The organism is Alterinioella sp. (genome assembly GCF_058343375.1).
In genome coordinates this window covers 19,110-33,577 of sequence record NZ_JBTUJH010000028.1, presented here as the reverse complement: position 1 = coordinate 33,577, position 14,468 = coordinate 19,110, and the positions used below count along the sequence as shown (strand labels likewise).

Here is a 14,468-nt window from a genome sequence, read left to right as displayed (position 1 = left end):
GGATGTTGCGCGCACTCTACGCCCCGAGCTGGATAAAATACGCTAGGCCATTGGCATAAAACCCTCCTGATGATAGAAAATCATTCGTAAATTTCTTCTTTGGTAAAATACTCATGCTCGACGACGCCGACAGACGCCTTCTGCGCCAATTGCAGGACCACCCCGAAATGTCGGTCTCGGATCTGGCGGCCGCCACCGGCATTGCCGCTGCCACCTGCTACAAGCGGCTCGACCGGCTGCATGATACCGGCGTGATCCGCGCCACCCGCGCGGTGATCAACTGGGCGGCATTGGGCTTCACCGTCGAGGTCTCGTTGCGCATCACGCTGGACAAGACCCAACCGCGCGCCTTCGATGAATTTCTGGCCGCCGCCCGCGATATCGCCGAAGTGACCGAGATCCAGACCTTTCTGGGCCGCGTCGATACCCGGCTCTCGGTTCTGGCCCGCGATATGGGCCATTATCAGGAGATCTACCGCAGCCGGATCCTGGCGCTGCCCCATATCGCCGATATCGAGGCGCTGATGACTGTCGCCACCATCAAGGATGCCGAAAGCCTGCCACTATGATCGAGCTCGACGATACCGACCGCGCCATCCTGCGCGCGCTGGTCGATGACGCAACGCTGAAATCCTCCACGCTCGGGCGACGGTTGGGGCTCAGCCAACCGGCCACCTGGCGGCGCATCCGGCGGCTCACCGATGCCGGCGTGATTGCCGGGCGCAGGCTCGATCTCGACGCCGCCAAACTGGGCTTTGGCGTGACGGTGTTTCTGGGCATAAAACTGGCCACCAAGGGCCGCGTCAGCCTGGAAGATTTTGAGCGCGCGGTGACCGCCATCCCCGAGGTGCAGACGGTCAGCCACGTGCTTGGCCTTTATGATTACCGCCTGCGCGTCACCGCCCGCGACCTGGCCGATTTCGAACGCGTCCTGCGCCGCCGCATCATGACCTTGCCGGGGGTGGGCAATGTGGAGGCCAATGTGCTTCTATCCGAGGAACGCCGTCCCGGCCCGATCGGCTAGGCCGCCGCGCTGCGGCTACAGGTTAATCGGCGGTATCGTAGGAAATCGAACCGCTCCCTCTGGCCTTTACTGCTGTGAAAGGTGAGTATTTGGACAAAGAAGAAGCCCAATTGGTTCCATTTCAGGAGGTCCTCCCGATGCCCGCATTGCTCGACACCGTTGATCCCGATGGCCTGCTCGAATTTTCCGTCGTCTTCACCGACCGGTCGCTCAACCACATGAGCGCCAGGTTCCAGCAGGTGATGCGCGACATCAGCGACGGGCTGCGCACGGTCTATGATGCAGACGGCGTGGCAATCGTGCCCGGCGGCGGCACCTTCGCGATGGAGGCCGTGGCGCGCCAGTTCGCCACCGGCCAGACCTGCCTGATCCTGCGCAACGGCTGGTTCTCGTTTCGCTGGTCACAGATCCTTGAGATCGGCGATATCGCAGCCGAGACCACGGTGATGCAGGCCCGCCAGATCGGCAATGACCCGACCGCCGCCTTCGCGCCGGCCCCGATCGAAGAGGTCGTGGCCCGCATCCATACCGAAAAACCGGGGGTGGTCTTTGCGCCGCATGTCGAAACTTCCTCGGGCATCATCCTGCCCGAGGCCTATGTCAAGGCGCTGGCCGATGCCGCACATGCGGTCGGTGCGCTGATGGTGCTCGATTGCATTGCTTCGGGCTGCGTCTGGATCGACATGAAGGCCACCGGTGTCGATGTGCTGATCTCGGCCCCGCAAAAGGGCTGGTCGTCCACCCCCTGTGCAGGCCTTGTGATGCTGTCGGATCGGGCGCTTGCGCGGCTGCAGGAAACAACATCCTCCAGCTTCGCCGCCGATCTGAAGAAATGGCACGCGATCATGGCCGCCTATGAGGGCGGCGGTCACGCCTATCACGCCACCTTGCCCACCGACGGGCTGCTGGCGTTCCGCGACACGATGGCGGAAACACGGGCCTATGGGGTCGAAAAACTGCGTGACGCGCAATGGGACCTGGGCAGCAGGGTCCGTGCGGCGCTGGCGGCCCGTGGCATCCGCTCGGTGGCCGCCGATGGCTTTGGTGCCCCCGGCGTGGTGGTCAGCTACACCGATGATCCAGGCATCCAGAACGGTTCCAAATTCGGCGCACTCGGCATCCAGATCGCCGCCGGTGTGCCTTTGCAGGTGGGCGAACCCGAAGGCTTCTCCACGTTCCGCCTCGGCCTTTTCGGTCTCGACAAGCTCTACGATGTCGACGCCACGATGGCCCGGCTGGAAAGCGCCCTCGATCAGGCGATTACCTGACCAATATGCACCCGATCCGGCCTTCTTTGCGCCGGAAATATCCCGGGGGTGCGGGGGCTGGCCCCCGCGGATCGCCGCCAAAGGCGGCGACACGCCCTATTCCGCACGCCCCGTCCCAAGCCCTGCACGCATCAGGCCCGTGCGCACCGGCTTGACCGAATAGAACGCCCGCAGCGCCCGCAACCGCATATCGCGCCAGCCCTGGCTTTCTACCATCGACGCCCGGTTGAGCGCATCAATCCCCGCCACACGCGCCCGCACCTCACCGTGGCGCGCCTTGTGATAGGCCGCCAGCATCTTGTGGCCGCCCAGCCCGGCGCGGTCAGCCTCGGCCAGGTCCTGCAATACGGTCAGATCCGCCAGGCTCATGTTCAGCCCCTGCGCACCGATCGGCGGCACCACATGCGCGGCCTCGGCGACCAGTGCCAGCCTTGTGCCCTCCATCCGGTCGGCGATCTGGCTGATGATCGGCCAGACCGAGCGCCGGGAAATCAGCCGCAGCGGCCCATAGAGCTGCGCCGATCGCGCCGTCATTTCGGCCTCGAACGCGGCGCTCTCCAATGCCGCCAGCCGGGCCACTTCGGGGCCGCGCTCCATCCAGACCACAGCCGATGCGGGCCCCCCGTCATGATCGGGCAACGGCACCAGGGTGAAGGGCCCGCCGGAGCGGTGGATCTCGGTCGAGATACCGGCATGCGGGCCATCATGCGCGACCGCAAAGGCCAGCGCCTTTTGCCCATAGCGCGTGGTGCGCACGCCGATTCCGGCCGCCTCGCGCATCGGCGATCCGCGCCCATCGGCGGCCACCACCAGCCGCGCCCGCACGCGTGTGCCGCAGCTCAGCCCGACCAGCGCTTCGCGTTCGCGGGCCAAAAGGCTTTGCGTGCCGGTGCCGGGGCGAAAATCGACATTCGGGATCAGCGCCAGAGCCGCCGAAATTTCCCGGCGCAACAGCCAGTTGGGCAGGTTCCAGCCAAAGGGATGCTCCGAGATGTCGGCGGCGTCGAAATCATAGGATGCGCGCGGCTCGGGCGTCTTGCCACCGGCATCGACAATGCGCATGATCCGCAGCGCGCTGGCATGCGGCTCCAGCCGGTCCCAGAGCCCGGCGCGGTCCAGAAATCCGCGCGCCGGTTGCAAGAACGCGGTGGTGCGCAGATCGGCCCCGTCGGCGTCTTCGGCAATGATCGGCGGGGCCGGATCGACGCAGATCACGGAAAACCCCGCCGCGCCGAACGCTGCCGCCGCCACCAGCCCGGCCACCCCGCCGCCGGAGACAAGGATATCGGTTTCGATGGTCTCAGACATGGGGCCTCGTGCATCGCAAATGGATCATATGGCCCGGCTTACGCCCTCGCGCCTGCGCGGTCCAAGCGGCAGATGGTCCCAACCAGGGGCCTCAGCCACGCGTGATCCGCTCCAGAAAATCGGTCAGATCGGCGGTATGGTGATGGATATGGGGGGCCGGGTCGGGCCGCGGTGCCACATGCACCGTGCGCAGCCCCATCGCATGCGGCGCGGCCAGATTGCGCGGATCATCCTCGAACATCGCGGCCCGGGTGGGCTCCAGCCCGTCGCGGGCAAAGATGGCGGCAAAGGCACGCGCCTCCGGCTTGGGGCGGAACCCGGCATGTTCGACGCCGTAAACCGCATCGAAAACCCCCGCCAGCCCGCGCGCGGCCAGCACGTTTTCGGCATAGGGCGCGGTGCCGTTGGTATAGACGATCCGCCGCCCCGGCAGCGCCTTGATCCGGGCCGCCAGTTCCGGGTCAGCCTCCAGCACCGAAAAATCGATCTCATGGACATCGGCCAGATAGGGGCCGGGATCGACGCCATGGATATCCATCAGCCCGGCCAGCGTGGTGCCGTGGTCGCGCCAATAGGTCTGGCGCAGCAGATCGGCCTTGTCGCGGTCCATGTTCAGGGCCGCCATCACATACTCGGTCATGCGGATGTTGATCTGGTCGAACAGCGCCATTTCGGGCGGGTAGAGCGTGTGGTCCAGATCAAAGACCCAGGTGGCGACATGATCAAACAGATGCGCGGGCATGTTCGGGGTCCTTGCGGCGGGCGGGCAGGGTTGCGCTTGGGCTATGGCCGCCCTAGCCTTGCCCGAAAAAAGGGGACCTGCCAATGGCCGGAGCCAAGACACCGCAAAAAGACGCCTACCAGCTGATTTTGCAGGCCATCGACAGGGGCACTTACCGGCCCGGCGCGCGGCTGGTTGAATCCGAGCTGGCCGAGCGTTTCGGCGTCTCGCGCACGCCGATCCGAGAGGCGCTGCAACGGCTGGAAACGCAAGGTCTGCTGAGCCGTGACGGGCGCAGCCTGATCGTGGCTTCGCTGGATCATGGCCAGATGGCGCAGCTTTATGCGGTGCGCGCCGAGCTTGAGGGGCTGGCGGCGCGGCTGGCGGCGCAACATGCCGCCGCCGAAGAAATCCGGGTCTTGCAGCAGATGGTGGAGGATGATCAGGCGCTTTTGGGTGACCCTGACGCGCTCAGCCTGGCCAATCGGCGCTTTCACAAGCAGATCCACCTGGCGTCACATAATACCTATCTGGTGCAGCAGCTTGATCTGGTGCATCGCTCGATGGCGCTGATGGCGACCACGTCCCTGGCCGCCAAAGGCCGCGGCCCGGTGGCGTTGGACGAACATGGCGCGATCGTTGCCGCGATTGCCGCGCGCGATGGGGACGCCGCGGCGGCGGCGCTGAAACATCACCTGTCAACCGCGTTCGAGGTGCGGCTGAAGGAGGAAGCGGCCTCGAATTGAGCCGTGGGCGCGGGCGGCGACGGGCCCGTGCGCCGGGCTTGCGAAAACCCGCCATGGGCCGTCTTGCGCCAGTGAAACGGGCGGTGCATCAGCTCAAACAGGCCCAGAATCGCGGCCGCACTTGCCAGCAGAAAATACAGATCCAGCACCGGGATCCACCAGCGCAGGTTGCGATGGCGCGCCAGGCGCGTGGCCCGCCATGCGGCCAGGAATGTCAGCGCCTGGCTGGCCAGAAAAAATATCGCAAGCCCCAGATAGCCAGCGGGCGATACGAACCGGTCCAACGGGTGCGCCACGCCGAACAGCTTGACCACCAGCGACCAGAGCAGCGGGGCCAGCGCAAAGCCCAGAACCGCCCCCAATAGCTGTGCCTGCAAGCCGAAAAACCGTTTTGGCCCCAGATCGCGCCACAATGCGACCGGGTCGCGCATATGGGTGGCCCAGGTCATCGCATAGCCCTTGAGCCAGCGCGATCGTTGCTTGACCCAGGGCAGAACGGCGGCGTTGGCCTCTTCATAGGTTGTGGTCTCGACGATCTCGGTGCGATAGCCGCGCCGCGCCAGACGCAGACCCAGATCGGCATCCTCGGTCACATTATGGGCGTCCCAGGCACCGATCTTCTCCAGCGCGTCGCGGCGGAAAAACAGCGTCGTGCCGCCCAGGGGAACGAACAGGCCAAGGCGCTGGATGCCGGGCAGGATAAGGCGAAACCAGGCTGCGTATTCCAGGGTAAAACAACGGCTTAGCCAATTATGCGTCGGATTGTAGTAATCCAGTTGACCCTGCAGGCAGACCACATCGGGGGGCATTTCGGCAAAGCGGTTGGCGACCTTGCGGATCTGGTCAGCCTCAGGCGCATCCTCGGCGTCATAGACCCCGATGATGGATCCGCGGGCGAAATTGAGCGCGTAATTCATCGCCCGCGGCTTGGTGCGCGGCTGCCCCGGTGGCACGATCACGGCGCGCATCCAGGCCGGCAGCGTGGCCTGGCGCAGCGCCGCGCGCGTGGTGGCGTCATCGGCCTCGACCACCAGCAGAACATCGAGCAATTCGCGTGGGTAATCGAGCTGCGAGATCCGGTCGATCAACTGGCCCGCTATATCGCGTTCGCCCAGCAGCGGCAGCAGGATGGAGACCACCGGCATGCGCTGGATCGGGGCCGGGCGATCATCGGCGGCGGCCGCTTCGCGGGCGCGAAACGGGGCCGAGGTAAATTCGGCCTGAAGCGCCAGCCATTTGATCAGGAGGTTGGCCGCTGAAATTCCGATAGCCAGGCCAAACAGCATGAGCAGCAGCGCTCCGGGCGCGACAAGGCTGAGCGCGGCCAGCGCCACGGCCAGGACAAGACACTGCCGCAATGCCCGATCGGAGCGCCAGTTGCGGCAACTGAAACTGCCCGGTGTGCGCGCCTCGGCCCGGCGCGCCAGCGCATACCCATAGGCCTGGGTCAGCAGATCATGCATCCGGGCGCGCCCGGCCAGGGCCAGAAGGATCGGACCATCATGATCAAGGGCGGCGCGGATCGCTTCGGCCCGGTCGGGGCGGTTGGTCAGCACCACCAGCGCCGCGCCGGCCCGTCGCCATGGCAACGCATTCAGCGCGGCGGCGGTTTTTGCCGGCATCAAAGGGGTCAGGCGAGGGTCCGGGGCCTCAGCGCCGGTATCGGCCAGACGGGTGCCGTATTGGGCCGAGAGGGCGCGCAGCAGCTGCACTTCGGAAATCACGCCATGCGCCATCAGAATCTCACCAAGCGGCAGATCCTGATGGCGTTGCAGCGCCAGCGCGGTCAGCATGTCATCGGGTTTGATTGCGCCCTGATCAATCAGAATTTCGGCTATCCGGGGCCGGGCCGCATCCGCACCTGATGCCACTGCCCGCAAATGCGACCGCTGCGCGTGGCGCGTGCGCTGTGTTCGCGCCTCAGAAAGATTCCGGCTTTCAGCCAATTGTCTTGTCCCCGAGCTTTTGCCCGAGAACCAGCAAGCGATTGATTGCTTAACATTTGATTAAATTGCCAGATTTCCCGTGCCCGCAGGCCGCGGGCGCGGCCACCCGATCACACCGGCGCGGCGGCCCGGGCCTGCATTGCGGCCACGAAACGTTCAAAAAGGTAATAGCTGTCCTGCGGGCCGGGGCTGGCTTCGGGGTGGTATTGCACCGAAAAGACCGGCTTGTTTTGCAGCCGGATGCCGCAATTGGAGCCATCGAACAGCGACACATGCGTTTCGACAACGCCCGCTGGCAGGGACTGACTGTCGACCGTGAAGCCGTGATTCATCGAGGTGATCTCGACCTTGCCGGTTTCCAGATCCTTGACCGGATGATTGGCCCCGTGATGGCCGTGATTCATCTTGACGGTCCTGGCCCCAAGCGCAAGCGCCAGCATCTGATGGCCCAGGCAGATGCCGAATACCGGCAGATCGGTCTTGAGGATATCGCGGATCATCGGCACCGCGTAAATGCCGGTGGCCGCCGGATCGCCGGGGCCGTTTGACAGGAAAACGCCGTCGGGTTGATGGGCCAGCACCTCATCGGCGGTGGCGGTGGCGGGCATCACCGTGACATCGCATCCGGCCGATGCCAGGCAGCGCAGGATGTTGCGCTTGGCCCCGTAATCGAGCGCCACGACCTTGAAACCGGGGGTATCGCGGCGGCTGTAGCCTTCGGGCCAGGCCCAGCGCATTTCATCCCAGAGATAGCTTTGCGCGCAGGTCACTTCGCGCGCCAGATCCAGCCCTTCCAGGCCCGCGAAACCGCGCGCCGCGGCAATCAGCGCCTCAAGGTCGAAATTGCCGTCCGGGTCATGGGCCAGCGCCACATGCGGCGCGCCTTGCTGGCGGATGGCGCGGGTCAGGCGGCGGGTATCAACGCCGCCGATGCAGATCCGGCCCCGTGACGTCAGCCAGTCGGTCAGACTGGCCTCGGCACGCCAGTTCGATGGTTCGGTCGGGTCCCATCTCACCACCATGCCGGCGGCGACGGGATCGGCGGTTTCGTCATCATCGCTGTTGACGCCGGTATTGCCGATATGGGGGAAGGTGAAGGTCACGATCTGGCCCGCATAGGACGGATCGGTCATGATCTCCTGATAGCCGGTCATCGCGGTGTTGAAGCACAGTTCGGCCACGGTCTGGCCGGTGGCGCCGAACCCGCGGCCGTAAAACACTGTTCCATCAGCAAGAACCAGGCAGGCGGTGGGGCGGGCGGTCATCGGTGAGACTCCGGTATTGTGGGGGGCAAAATCTGGCGCAACCTAGAGACCGGCAGGGCCGTGGTCAAGCCACCCCGGGGACGGGTTGTTGTGAGCCTGCGCATCCATTATGTTCAAGGGCTGTTGGACATCTCAGGGACATATCGAATGCCACTCAGAACACGGATCACCGATGGTATGAAAACGGCAATGCGGGAGAGGGATGCAACGCGGCTTTCCACGCTGCGCCTGATCAGTGCAGCCATCAAGGATCAGGATATCGCGGCGCGCGCCAAGGGCAATTCCGACGGCGTCGGCGAGGCCGAAGTGCTGGCCATCCTGGGCAAGATGGTCAAGCAGCGCCAGGAAAGCGCGCGCGCCTATGAAGAGGGCGGGCGGCTGGAGCTGGCCGAAAAGGAGCGCGAGGAGATTGGCATTATCGAGGAGTTTCTGCCGCGCCAGTTGAGCGATGAAGAGGTCGCCAAAGCGGTCAATGATGCGATCAGCGCCACCGGGGCCGACAGCATCCGCGACATGGGCAAGGTGATGGGCGCGCTGAAGGCCAAATATACCGGCCAGATGGATTTCGGCACGGTCGGCCCACAGGTGCGCGACCGGCTGGTGTGACAGCGGCGGGCAGGTGGGGCTGCTCTGACGAAGCGAAAAAAAGAGGCCGCGCGAGGGAGAAAGCGCTGGCCTCTTTTTCTTTGGCGCGCCGCGCGATGCGCGATCGGCCAGGAAGGAACCTTGAATTGGCGGGCCCGCCAAAGAGGGCGCGCGTCACGTGGTCAAAGCGATATCTGGTGGGGCACCTGCCTTGGCCCTTGTCGGGGCTGTCCTGGGCAGAATACCTGACCGATATGAAACGCTGCGGATCGGGGCAGATTGGGCCGCCCGGGGTGATCCGCGATTGGTATACCGGGGACCATTGATAGGGCATTACCCCTAACGCGGGGTTAATGCCTGGCGGATTTGCCGGCCCGGTGCCCGGCCCTGGGCTTCAGAACGCGACAGCGCCGGTTGCCACGTCGAAGATCAGCTTGAGATTGAGAATGATCAGCACCGCCGCGATCACCCAACAGACCGTTGTCAGCCAGCGCGGGGCCGGCAGATCGCCCATCTTCTTGCGGTCAGAGGTGAACCAGATCAGCGGCACGATGGCAAAGGGCAATTGCAGGCTGAGCACGACCTGCGAGGCAATCAGCAGTTTCGCGGTTCCGCTTTCGCCGAAATACACGGTGACGAACACGGCCGGAACAATGGCGATGCCGCGGGTAATCAGGCGGCGCACAACCGGGGTCACCCGCAGGTGAATGAACCCCTCCATCACAATCTGCCCCGCCAGCGTGGCCGTAACGGTCGAGTTCAGCCCCGATGCCAGCAGGGCCACGGCAAACAGCGTTCCGGCGATGGTGGTGCCAAGTGTCGGATCAAGCAGGCGGTAGGCATCCTGAATTTCGGCGACCTCGAACTGCCCGGTGGTATAGAAGGCCGCCGCGGCAAGGATCAGGATCGAGGCATTGATAAACAGGGCAAACATCAGCGCGACGGTGGAATCGATGGTGCCAAGGCGGATTGCCTGAAGCTTTTCGGCGCGCGTCTCGCCGATATCACGGGTCTGGATGATCGCGGAATGCAGATAGAGATTATGCGGCATCACGGTCGCCCCGATGATGCCGAGCGACAGATACAGCATGACCGGCGAGGTGATCAGGCTCACCTGCGGAATGAAGCCCGCCAACACATCGCCGATAACCGGATCAGCATAGGCCATCTGCACCGCGAAACAGGCGGCAATCACCAGTATCAGGGCAATGACCACCGCTTCGAGATAGCGGAAACCCTTGTTCTGCAACCACAAGATCAGAAACACATCCAGCGCGGTCAGAATAACGCCAATCTCCAACGGTATGTTAAAGAGCAGGTTCAGCGCGATGGCGGTGCCGATCACTTCGGCCAGATCGGTGGCGATGATGGCGGCTTCGGCAAGCACCCACAGCACGTAGCTGGTCAGGCCGGGAAAGGCATCATGGCAGGCCTGTGCCAGATCGCGGCCGCTGGCAATTCCCAGACGCAGGGCAAGCGCCTGCAGCAGGATCGCCATGAAATTCGACAGCAGAACCACCGATAGCAGGGTATAGCCAAAGGCCGAGCCGCCCGCCAGCGAGGTAGCCCAGTTGCCGGGGTCCATATAGCCCACGGCGACAAGGTATCCGGGGCCGAAAAACGACGCGAACCGGCGCCAGAAAGACCCCGATCGAACCGTGACCGAGCGATTGGATTCCGGCAAGGACGGCTCACGCCGGTCCTGTTTCCATCCACCATTGCCGGGAAAGGCGGCAGGCCGGTTTGCGCGGTCGGTCATGTGTTTCATCTTTTATTGCGAATAACTCGCAGTATCAATAGAGGCGCAAGAATGCAGCGTCAAGCAGGCAGTTCCGGCAGGCGTGTCTGATGCCGGGACCGGGCTTTGACGCTGGCGTCAGGACCGGGCTATGGGCAGAATTTCGCGTTCCAGCAGGGCATGCAGGTCACGGCGTTCGGCGGGGGACAGGAAGGCACCGATTTCAACCTCGCGGGTTTCCGCCTTCAGGGTCAGGTAATCGGGCACCTTGGCCCCTTTGGGTATATGCCTGAGCCGCACCCAATAGGGGTTGGCCTGCCATATCTGTGCCGCTTTGCGGGGTTTTTTGTGCGTCAGGCGCATCCAGCCATCCCAGATCACCAGATCCTCGCGCAGTTCCAGATCCCGCCAGGACCGTTTCAGCCCCCACCAGATGGCGGCAATCGTGGCCAGGAAAAAGGGCAGCAACCCCCACAGAACCGGGCGGCCCAGAACCATGATCAGCGGCAGCGCCATCAACCCCGCAGTCAGCCCGATGAACCAGACAAAGCCCGGCGGGGTCAGCGATTTATGCGGCCGGATCAGCAGATGCAGGCGGGGGGGGCCGTGGGTGTCATGCAAAAGGGCCCCGAAATCCTCCGGGGCCCCTTCGTCAAATCGGGTAATACTGACCGGCATCAGTGACCGGGTTGCTTGTCCCACATATCCTGTGTGGGAAGCTCCTCGAAAGTGTGCTCGGGCGGCGGGTTGGGAAGGGTCCATTCCAGCGTTTCGGCATGGTCGCCCCAATAGGCGTTTTTCTCGATCTTCTTGCCATAGCGGATGGTGTAGAACACGATCCCGATGAACAGCAGGAAGGATGCAAAGGAGATGAACGCGCCGATCGAGCTGACATAGTTCCACAGTGCGAAGGCATCGGGATAGTCGATATAGCGGCGTGGCATGCCTTGGCGGCCCAGGAAATGCTGCGGGAAGAAGGTGACATTGGCCCCGATGAAGAAGGTCCAGAAATGCACCTTGCCCCAGAATTCAGGATATTGCCGGCCCGACATCTTGCCGATCCAGTAATAGATGCCGGCAAAGAGACAGAACACCGCCCCAAGCGACATCACGTAATGGAAATGGGCCACGACGTAATAGGTGTCGTGATAGACCCGGTCGATGCCCGCCTGGCTCAGCACGACGCCGGTGACACCGCCGATGGTGAAGACGAACAGAAAGCCCATGGCAAAGAGCATCGGTGTCTTGAAATCGATCGAGCCCTGCCACATCGTGGCGATCCAGCTGAACACCTTGATCCCCGTGGGCACCGCGATGACCATTGTGGCGATCATGAAATAGGCCTGCTGGTTCAGGGTCAGGCCGACCGTATACATGTGGTGGGCCCAGACGACAAAGCCAAGCGCACCGATGGCGACCATCGCATAGACCATCGGCAGATAGCCGAAGATCGGCTTTTTCGAGAAGGTCGCGATGACGTGACTGACGATGCCAAAACCCGGCAGGATGATCATGTAGACCTCAGGGTGACCAAAGAACCACAGCAGATGCTGATACAGGATCGGGTCGCCGCCAAGCGCCGGGTTGAAAAAGCCGGTGCCGAAGTTGCGGTCGGTCAGCAGCATGGTGATTGCGCCCGCCAGAACCGGCAGGCTCAGCAGAATGAGCCATGCGGTGATGAAGATCGACCAGGGAAACAGCGGCGTCTTGTGCAGCGTCATGCCCGGTGCGCGCATGTTCAGGAAGGTGGTGATCATGTTGATCGCCCCCAGGATCGAGGAGGCCCCCGAGACATGCACCGCGAAGATCGCGAAATCCATCGAGACGCCCGCCTCCAGCGTCGAAAGCGGTGCGTAAAGCACCCATCCGACGCCCGAGCCAAGCTGACCATTGCCGCCCGGTGCCAGCATCGAGGCGACGCCAAGCGCCACACCGGCCACATACATCCAGTAGGACAGGTTGTTCAGACGCGGAAATGCCATATCCGGCGCGCCGATCATCAGCGGCATGAAATAGTTGCCAAAGCCGCCAAACAATGCCGGAATCACCACGAAGAACATCATCAGGATGCCGTGATAGGTGACCAACACGTTCCACAGATGGCCGTTGGGGGTGCAATCCTCGGCCCCGATACCGCCCAGGAAACGGGCCCCTTCGGCGCACATGAATTGCACGCCGGGCTGCATCAGCTCCATGCGCATATAGACTGTAAACGCCACCGAAATGAGGCCAACGGCCCCTGCGGTGAACAGATACAGGATGCCGATATCCTTGTGGTTGGTGGACATGAACCAACGGGCGAAGAAACTCCGCTTTTCGTGGTCATGCCCGGTCGTGGCAGCGTCAGCCATAGCCGTCTCCTGTTTTGCACTGCGCGCCCCTGGCCCTGGCGGGTCCTGGCCACGCGCGCATCATTTCCTTCCCGCCGTTCTAAATAGCCCGGCCAGTCCGCGCAATGCGTTTGGCAGCGTTCAAGTGGGAAAAATTGCCTCAGGCGCAAATAAGCGGCCTTTTGTGCAAGCCGGGGGGCAGGTCAACGCGCGGTGCGGGTCAATCGAACACGCTGGGTGCGGCGCGATTGCCGGAGGCGGGTGCCAGGGTGGCGGTGTCATCCTGACGCGCCGTGGCGCTGGTGACATCGTTCACGGCGATCACGACCGAGGCCATGACCAGCAACGCCATCGCGAACAGGGCGGTCAACAGCACTCGAACCTCGCTGCGGTTATTGCGTTTGATCATCGCGTCGAAATCCAAGATGCCCGTCCTTTCAATTGTCCTTCGGCCCGGTCTCGACCGGCCAGCGCCCCGGGACCATGCCCGGATATGATTAACCGATCCCTACTGTCTGGCAGGTCGGGAATGTGTTCGGTCTGGATTGCTGTCGCATCCGCAGGCGGGAGCGAGAATTAACCGCAAACCCATTGCCTTACCCATTGCCTTACCCAATTCGGCGCGCCCCTTGCCGGGCAGCGATGGGGCCGGTTTTCGGCAGGAATTGTGGCGAAAAAAAGGCAGGTTGGGGTGCGGTTTGGAAACAGTCAGTTTACCGCCGGATCAACCCTGCTGCGGCGGGCAATTTGCGCCGTTCCGAATATATCGGCAAAGGTTTTCTGCAACGCGACGTCAACGTCATCCAGCGTTACCGGCAGGCCCAGATCGACCAGTGAGGTCACACCATGGCCCGAGATGCCGCAGGGCACGATGCCGGTGAAATGGCCCAGGTCGGGTTCGACATTGATCGAAAGCCCGTGATAGCTGACCCATTTCGTCAGCCGCACGCCAAGCGCTGCGATCTTGTCTTCGCGCGCGGTGCCGTCGGGCAGGGCGGGCTTGTCGGGGCGCGCCACCCAGACTCCGACGCGGCCATCGCGCCTTTCGCCGCGCAGGTTGAACTCGGCCAGCGTCGCGATCACCCAATCCTCCATCTGCGCCACGAATTTGCGCAGGTCGCGGCCGCGCGCGGCCACATCCAGCAGCACATAGGCCACCCGCTGGCCCGGCCCGTGATAGGTATATTGCCCGCCGCGCCGGGTCTCGAACACGTCGAACCGGTCGGGATCGGTCAGATCGGCGGCTTTGGCCGAGGTGCCGGCGGTGTAAAGGGGGGGATGTTCAAGCAGCCAGATCGCTTCATCGGCCGTGCCGCGCGCGATGGCGGCGGCCCGGGCCTCCATCCATGTCACGGCCTCCGGGTAGGGCACCGGATGATCCGTGCGTATCCATTCGACCATGTTCATGCCCGGCTGCTGACCGGCCTCCGTGCTGTGATGTGGGATGTTTCGCCCATCTGTCGGGGTCGCCCGCCTGACGGCCAAAGTCAAGATCATGGCGGCTGGCAACGGGCAGCACCGGGGATGCGCCAACGGC

At 63.6% G+C, this 14,468-nt stretch carries 14 protein-coding genes; 5 read left to right on the top strand and 9 right to left on the bottom strand.

What is annotated here, in order from left to right; translation table 11 throughout:
- The first annotated feature begins 113 nt into the window (after positions 1-113).
- From ACW8PS_RS05170 to ACW8PS_RS05160, 3 genes are all read left to right on the top strand, one after another.
- Positions 114-569 carry an Lrp/AsnC family transcriptional regulator gene (locus tag ACW8PS_RS05170; protein ID WP_491526237.1) on the top strand — a complete coding sequence of 152 codons (456 nt, stop codon included), beginning with the start codon at positions 114-116 and terminating at the stop codon, positions 567-569.
- A complete protein-coding gene (locus ACW8PS_RS05165) occupies positions 566-1,024 on the top strand; it encodes an Lrp/AsnC family transcriptional regulator (RefSeq protein ID WP_491526236.1) in 459 nt (152 codons plus the stop codon). Before ACW8PS_RS05170 ends, ACW8PS_RS05165 begins: the two co-directional genes overlap by 4 nt.
- 137 nt (positions 1,025-1,161) lie before the next feature.
- Positions 1,162-2,292 (top strand): aminotransferase class V-fold PLP-dependent enzyme, encoded by a 1,131-nt coding sequence (locus ACW8PS_RS05160; protein ID WP_491526234.1) that lies wholly within the window; start codon positions 1,162-1,164, stop codon positions 2,290-2,292.
- 96 nt (positions 2,293-2,388) lie between these two features.
- On the opposite strand, the gene ACW8PS_RS05155 is transcribed toward ACW8PS_RS05160, so the two are convergent.
- Both ACW8PS_RS05155 and ACW8PS_RS05150 read right to left on the bottom strand, forming a co-directional pair.
- Positions 2,389-3,600 (bottom strand): UbiH/UbiF family hydroxylase, encoded by a 1,212-nt coding sequence (locus ACW8PS_RS05155; protein ID WP_491526233.1) that lies wholly within the window; start codon positions 3,598-3,600, stop codon positions 2,389-2,391.
- 91 nt (positions 3,601-3,691) lie between these two features.
- Positions 3,692-4,342, bottom strand: a complete 651-nt coding sequence (locus ACW8PS_RS05150; protein ID WP_491526232.1) for a pyrimidine 5'-nucleotidase — start codon at positions 4,340-4,342, stop codon at positions 3,692-3,694.
- 83 nt (positions 4,343-4,425) lie between these two features.
- On the opposite strand from ACW8PS_RS05150, the gene ACW8PS_RS05145 reads away from it, so the two are divergent.
- Positions 4,426-5,067 (top strand): GntR family transcriptional regulator, encoded by a 642-nt coding sequence (locus tag ACW8PS_RS05145; protein ID WP_491526231.1) that lies wholly within the window; start codon positions 4,426-4,428, stop codon positions 5,065-5,067.
- Here ACW8PS_RS05145 and ACW8PS_RS05140 read toward each other — a convergent pair.
- On the bottom strand, positions 5,013-6,938 hold the full coding sequence (locus ACW8PS_RS05140; RefSeq protein WP_491526258.1) for a glycosyltransferase: 1,926 nt from the start codon (positions 6,936-6,938) through the stop codon (positions 5,013-5,015). The two genes, ACW8PS_RS05145 and ACW8PS_RS05140, sit on opposite strands and share 55 nt — an antisense overlap.
- Positions 6,939-7,123: 185 nt before the next feature.
- Complete coding sequence (gene carA / locus ACW8PS_RS05135) at positions 7,124-8,278, bottom strand: glutamine-hydrolyzing carbamoyl-phosphate synthase small subunit (RefSeq protein WP_491526230.1); 1,155 nt, start codon at positions 8,276-8,278, stop codon at positions 7,124-7,126.
- Positions 8,279-8,425: 147 nt separating this feature from the next.
- Between carA and ACW8PS_RS05130 the strand changes: the two genes are divergently transcribed.
- On the top strand, positions 8,426-8,884 hold the full coding sequence (locus ACW8PS_RS05130) for a GatB/YqeY domain-containing protein (protein WP_491526228.1): 459 nt from the start codon (positions 8,426-8,428) through the stop codon (positions 8,882-8,884).
- A gap of 373 nt (positions 8,885-9,257) precedes the next feature.
- Here ACW8PS_RS05130 and ACW8PS_RS05125 read toward each other — a convergent pair whose 3' ends face one another.
- From ACW8PS_RS05125 to lipB, 5 genes are all read right to left on the bottom strand, one after another.
- On the bottom strand, positions 9,258-10,622 hold the full coding sequence (locus ACW8PS_RS05125) for an Nramp family divalent metal transporter (protein WP_491526227.1): 1,365 nt from the start codon (positions 10,620-10,622) through the stop codon (positions 9,258-9,260).
- A gap of 117 nt (positions 10,623-10,739) precedes the next feature.
- On the bottom strand, positions 10,740-11,279 hold the full coding sequence (locus tag ACW8PS_RS05120; RefSeq protein WP_491526226.1) for a DUF2244 domain-containing protein: 540 nt from the start codon (positions 11,277-11,279) through the stop codon (positions 10,740-10,742).
- The gene (gene ctaD, locus ACW8PS_RS05115) at positions 11,279-12,952 is read right to left on the bottom strand and encodes a cytochrome c oxidase subunit I (protein WP_491526225.1); all 1,674 of its coding nucleotides are present in this window, start codon (positions 12,950-12,952) and stop codon (positions 11,279-11,281) included. Before ctaD ends, ACW8PS_RS05120 begins: the two co-directional genes overlap by 1 nt.
- Positions 12,953-13,151: 199 nt before the next feature.
- Positions 13,152-13,355, bottom strand: coding sequence for a hypothetical protein (locus ACW8PS_RS05110; RefSeq protein WP_491526224.1), 204 nt, complete (start codon positions 13,353-13,355; stop codon positions 13,152-13,154).
- A gap of 284 nt (positions 13,356-13,639) precedes the next feature.
- Positions 13,640-14,428 carry a lipoyl(octanoyl) transferase LipB gene (lipB, locus tag ACW8PS_RS05105; RefSeq protein WP_491526223.1) on the bottom strand — a complete coding sequence of 263 codons (789 nt, stop codon included), beginning with the start codon at positions 14,426-14,428 and terminating at the stop codon, positions 13,640-13,642.
- Between the last annotated feature and the right edge of the window lie 40 nt (positions 14,429-14,468).

What these genes read in the sequence shown, in the direction of transcription:
- ACW8PS_RS05170 (WP_491526237.1), top strand. Translation starts at nt 114, where the DNA reads ATGCTCGACGACGCCGACAGACGCCTTCTGCGCCAATTGCAGGACCAC.
- ACW8PS_RS05165 (WP_491526236.1), top strand. Translation starts at nt 566, where the DNA reads ATGATCGAGCTCGACGATACCGACCGCGCCATCCTGCGCGCGCTGGTC.
- ACW8PS_RS05160 (WP_491526234.1), top strand. Translation starts at nt 1,162, where the DNA reads ATGCCCGCATTGCTCGACACCGTTGATCCCGATGGCCTGCTCGAATTT.
- ACW8PS_RS05155 (WP_491526233.1), bottom strand. Translation starts at nt 3,600, where the DNA reads ATGTCTGAGACCATCGAAACCGATATCCTTGTCTCCGGCGGCGGGGTG.
- ACW8PS_RS05150 (WP_491526232.1), bottom strand. Translation starts at nt 4,342, where the DNA reads ATGCCCGCGCATCTGTTTGATCATGTCGCCACCTGGGTCTTTGATCTG.
- ACW8PS_RS05145 (WP_491526231.1), top strand. Translation starts at nt 4,426, where the DNA reads ATGGCCGGAGCCAAGACACCGCAAAAAGACGCCTACCAGCTGATTTTG.
- carA (WP_491526230.1), bottom strand. Translation starts at nt 8,278, where the DNA reads ATGACCGCCCGCCCCACCGCCTGCCTGGTTCTTGCTGATGGAACAGTG.
- ACW8PS_RS05130 (WP_491526228.1), top strand. Translation starts at nt 8,426, where the DNA reads ATGCCACTCAGAACACGGATCACCGATGGTATGAAAACGGCAATGCGG.
- ACW8PS_RS05125 (WP_491526227.1), bottom strand. Translation starts at nt 10,622, where the DNA reads ATGACCGACCGCGCAAACCGGCCTGCCGCCTTTCCCGGCAATGGTGGA.
- ACW8PS_RS05120 (WP_491526226.1), bottom strand. Translation starts at nt 11,279, where the DNA reads ATGCCGGTCAGTATTACCCGATTTGACGAAGGGGCCCCGGAGGATTTC.
- ctaD (WP_491526225.1), bottom strand. Translation starts at nt 12,952, where the DNA reads ATGGCTGACGCTGCCACGACCGGGCATGACCACGAAAAGCGGAGTTTC.
- lipB (WP_491526223.1), bottom strand. Translation starts at nt 14,428, where the DNA reads ATGATCTTGACTTTGGCCGTCAGGCGGGCGACCCCGACAGATGGGCGA.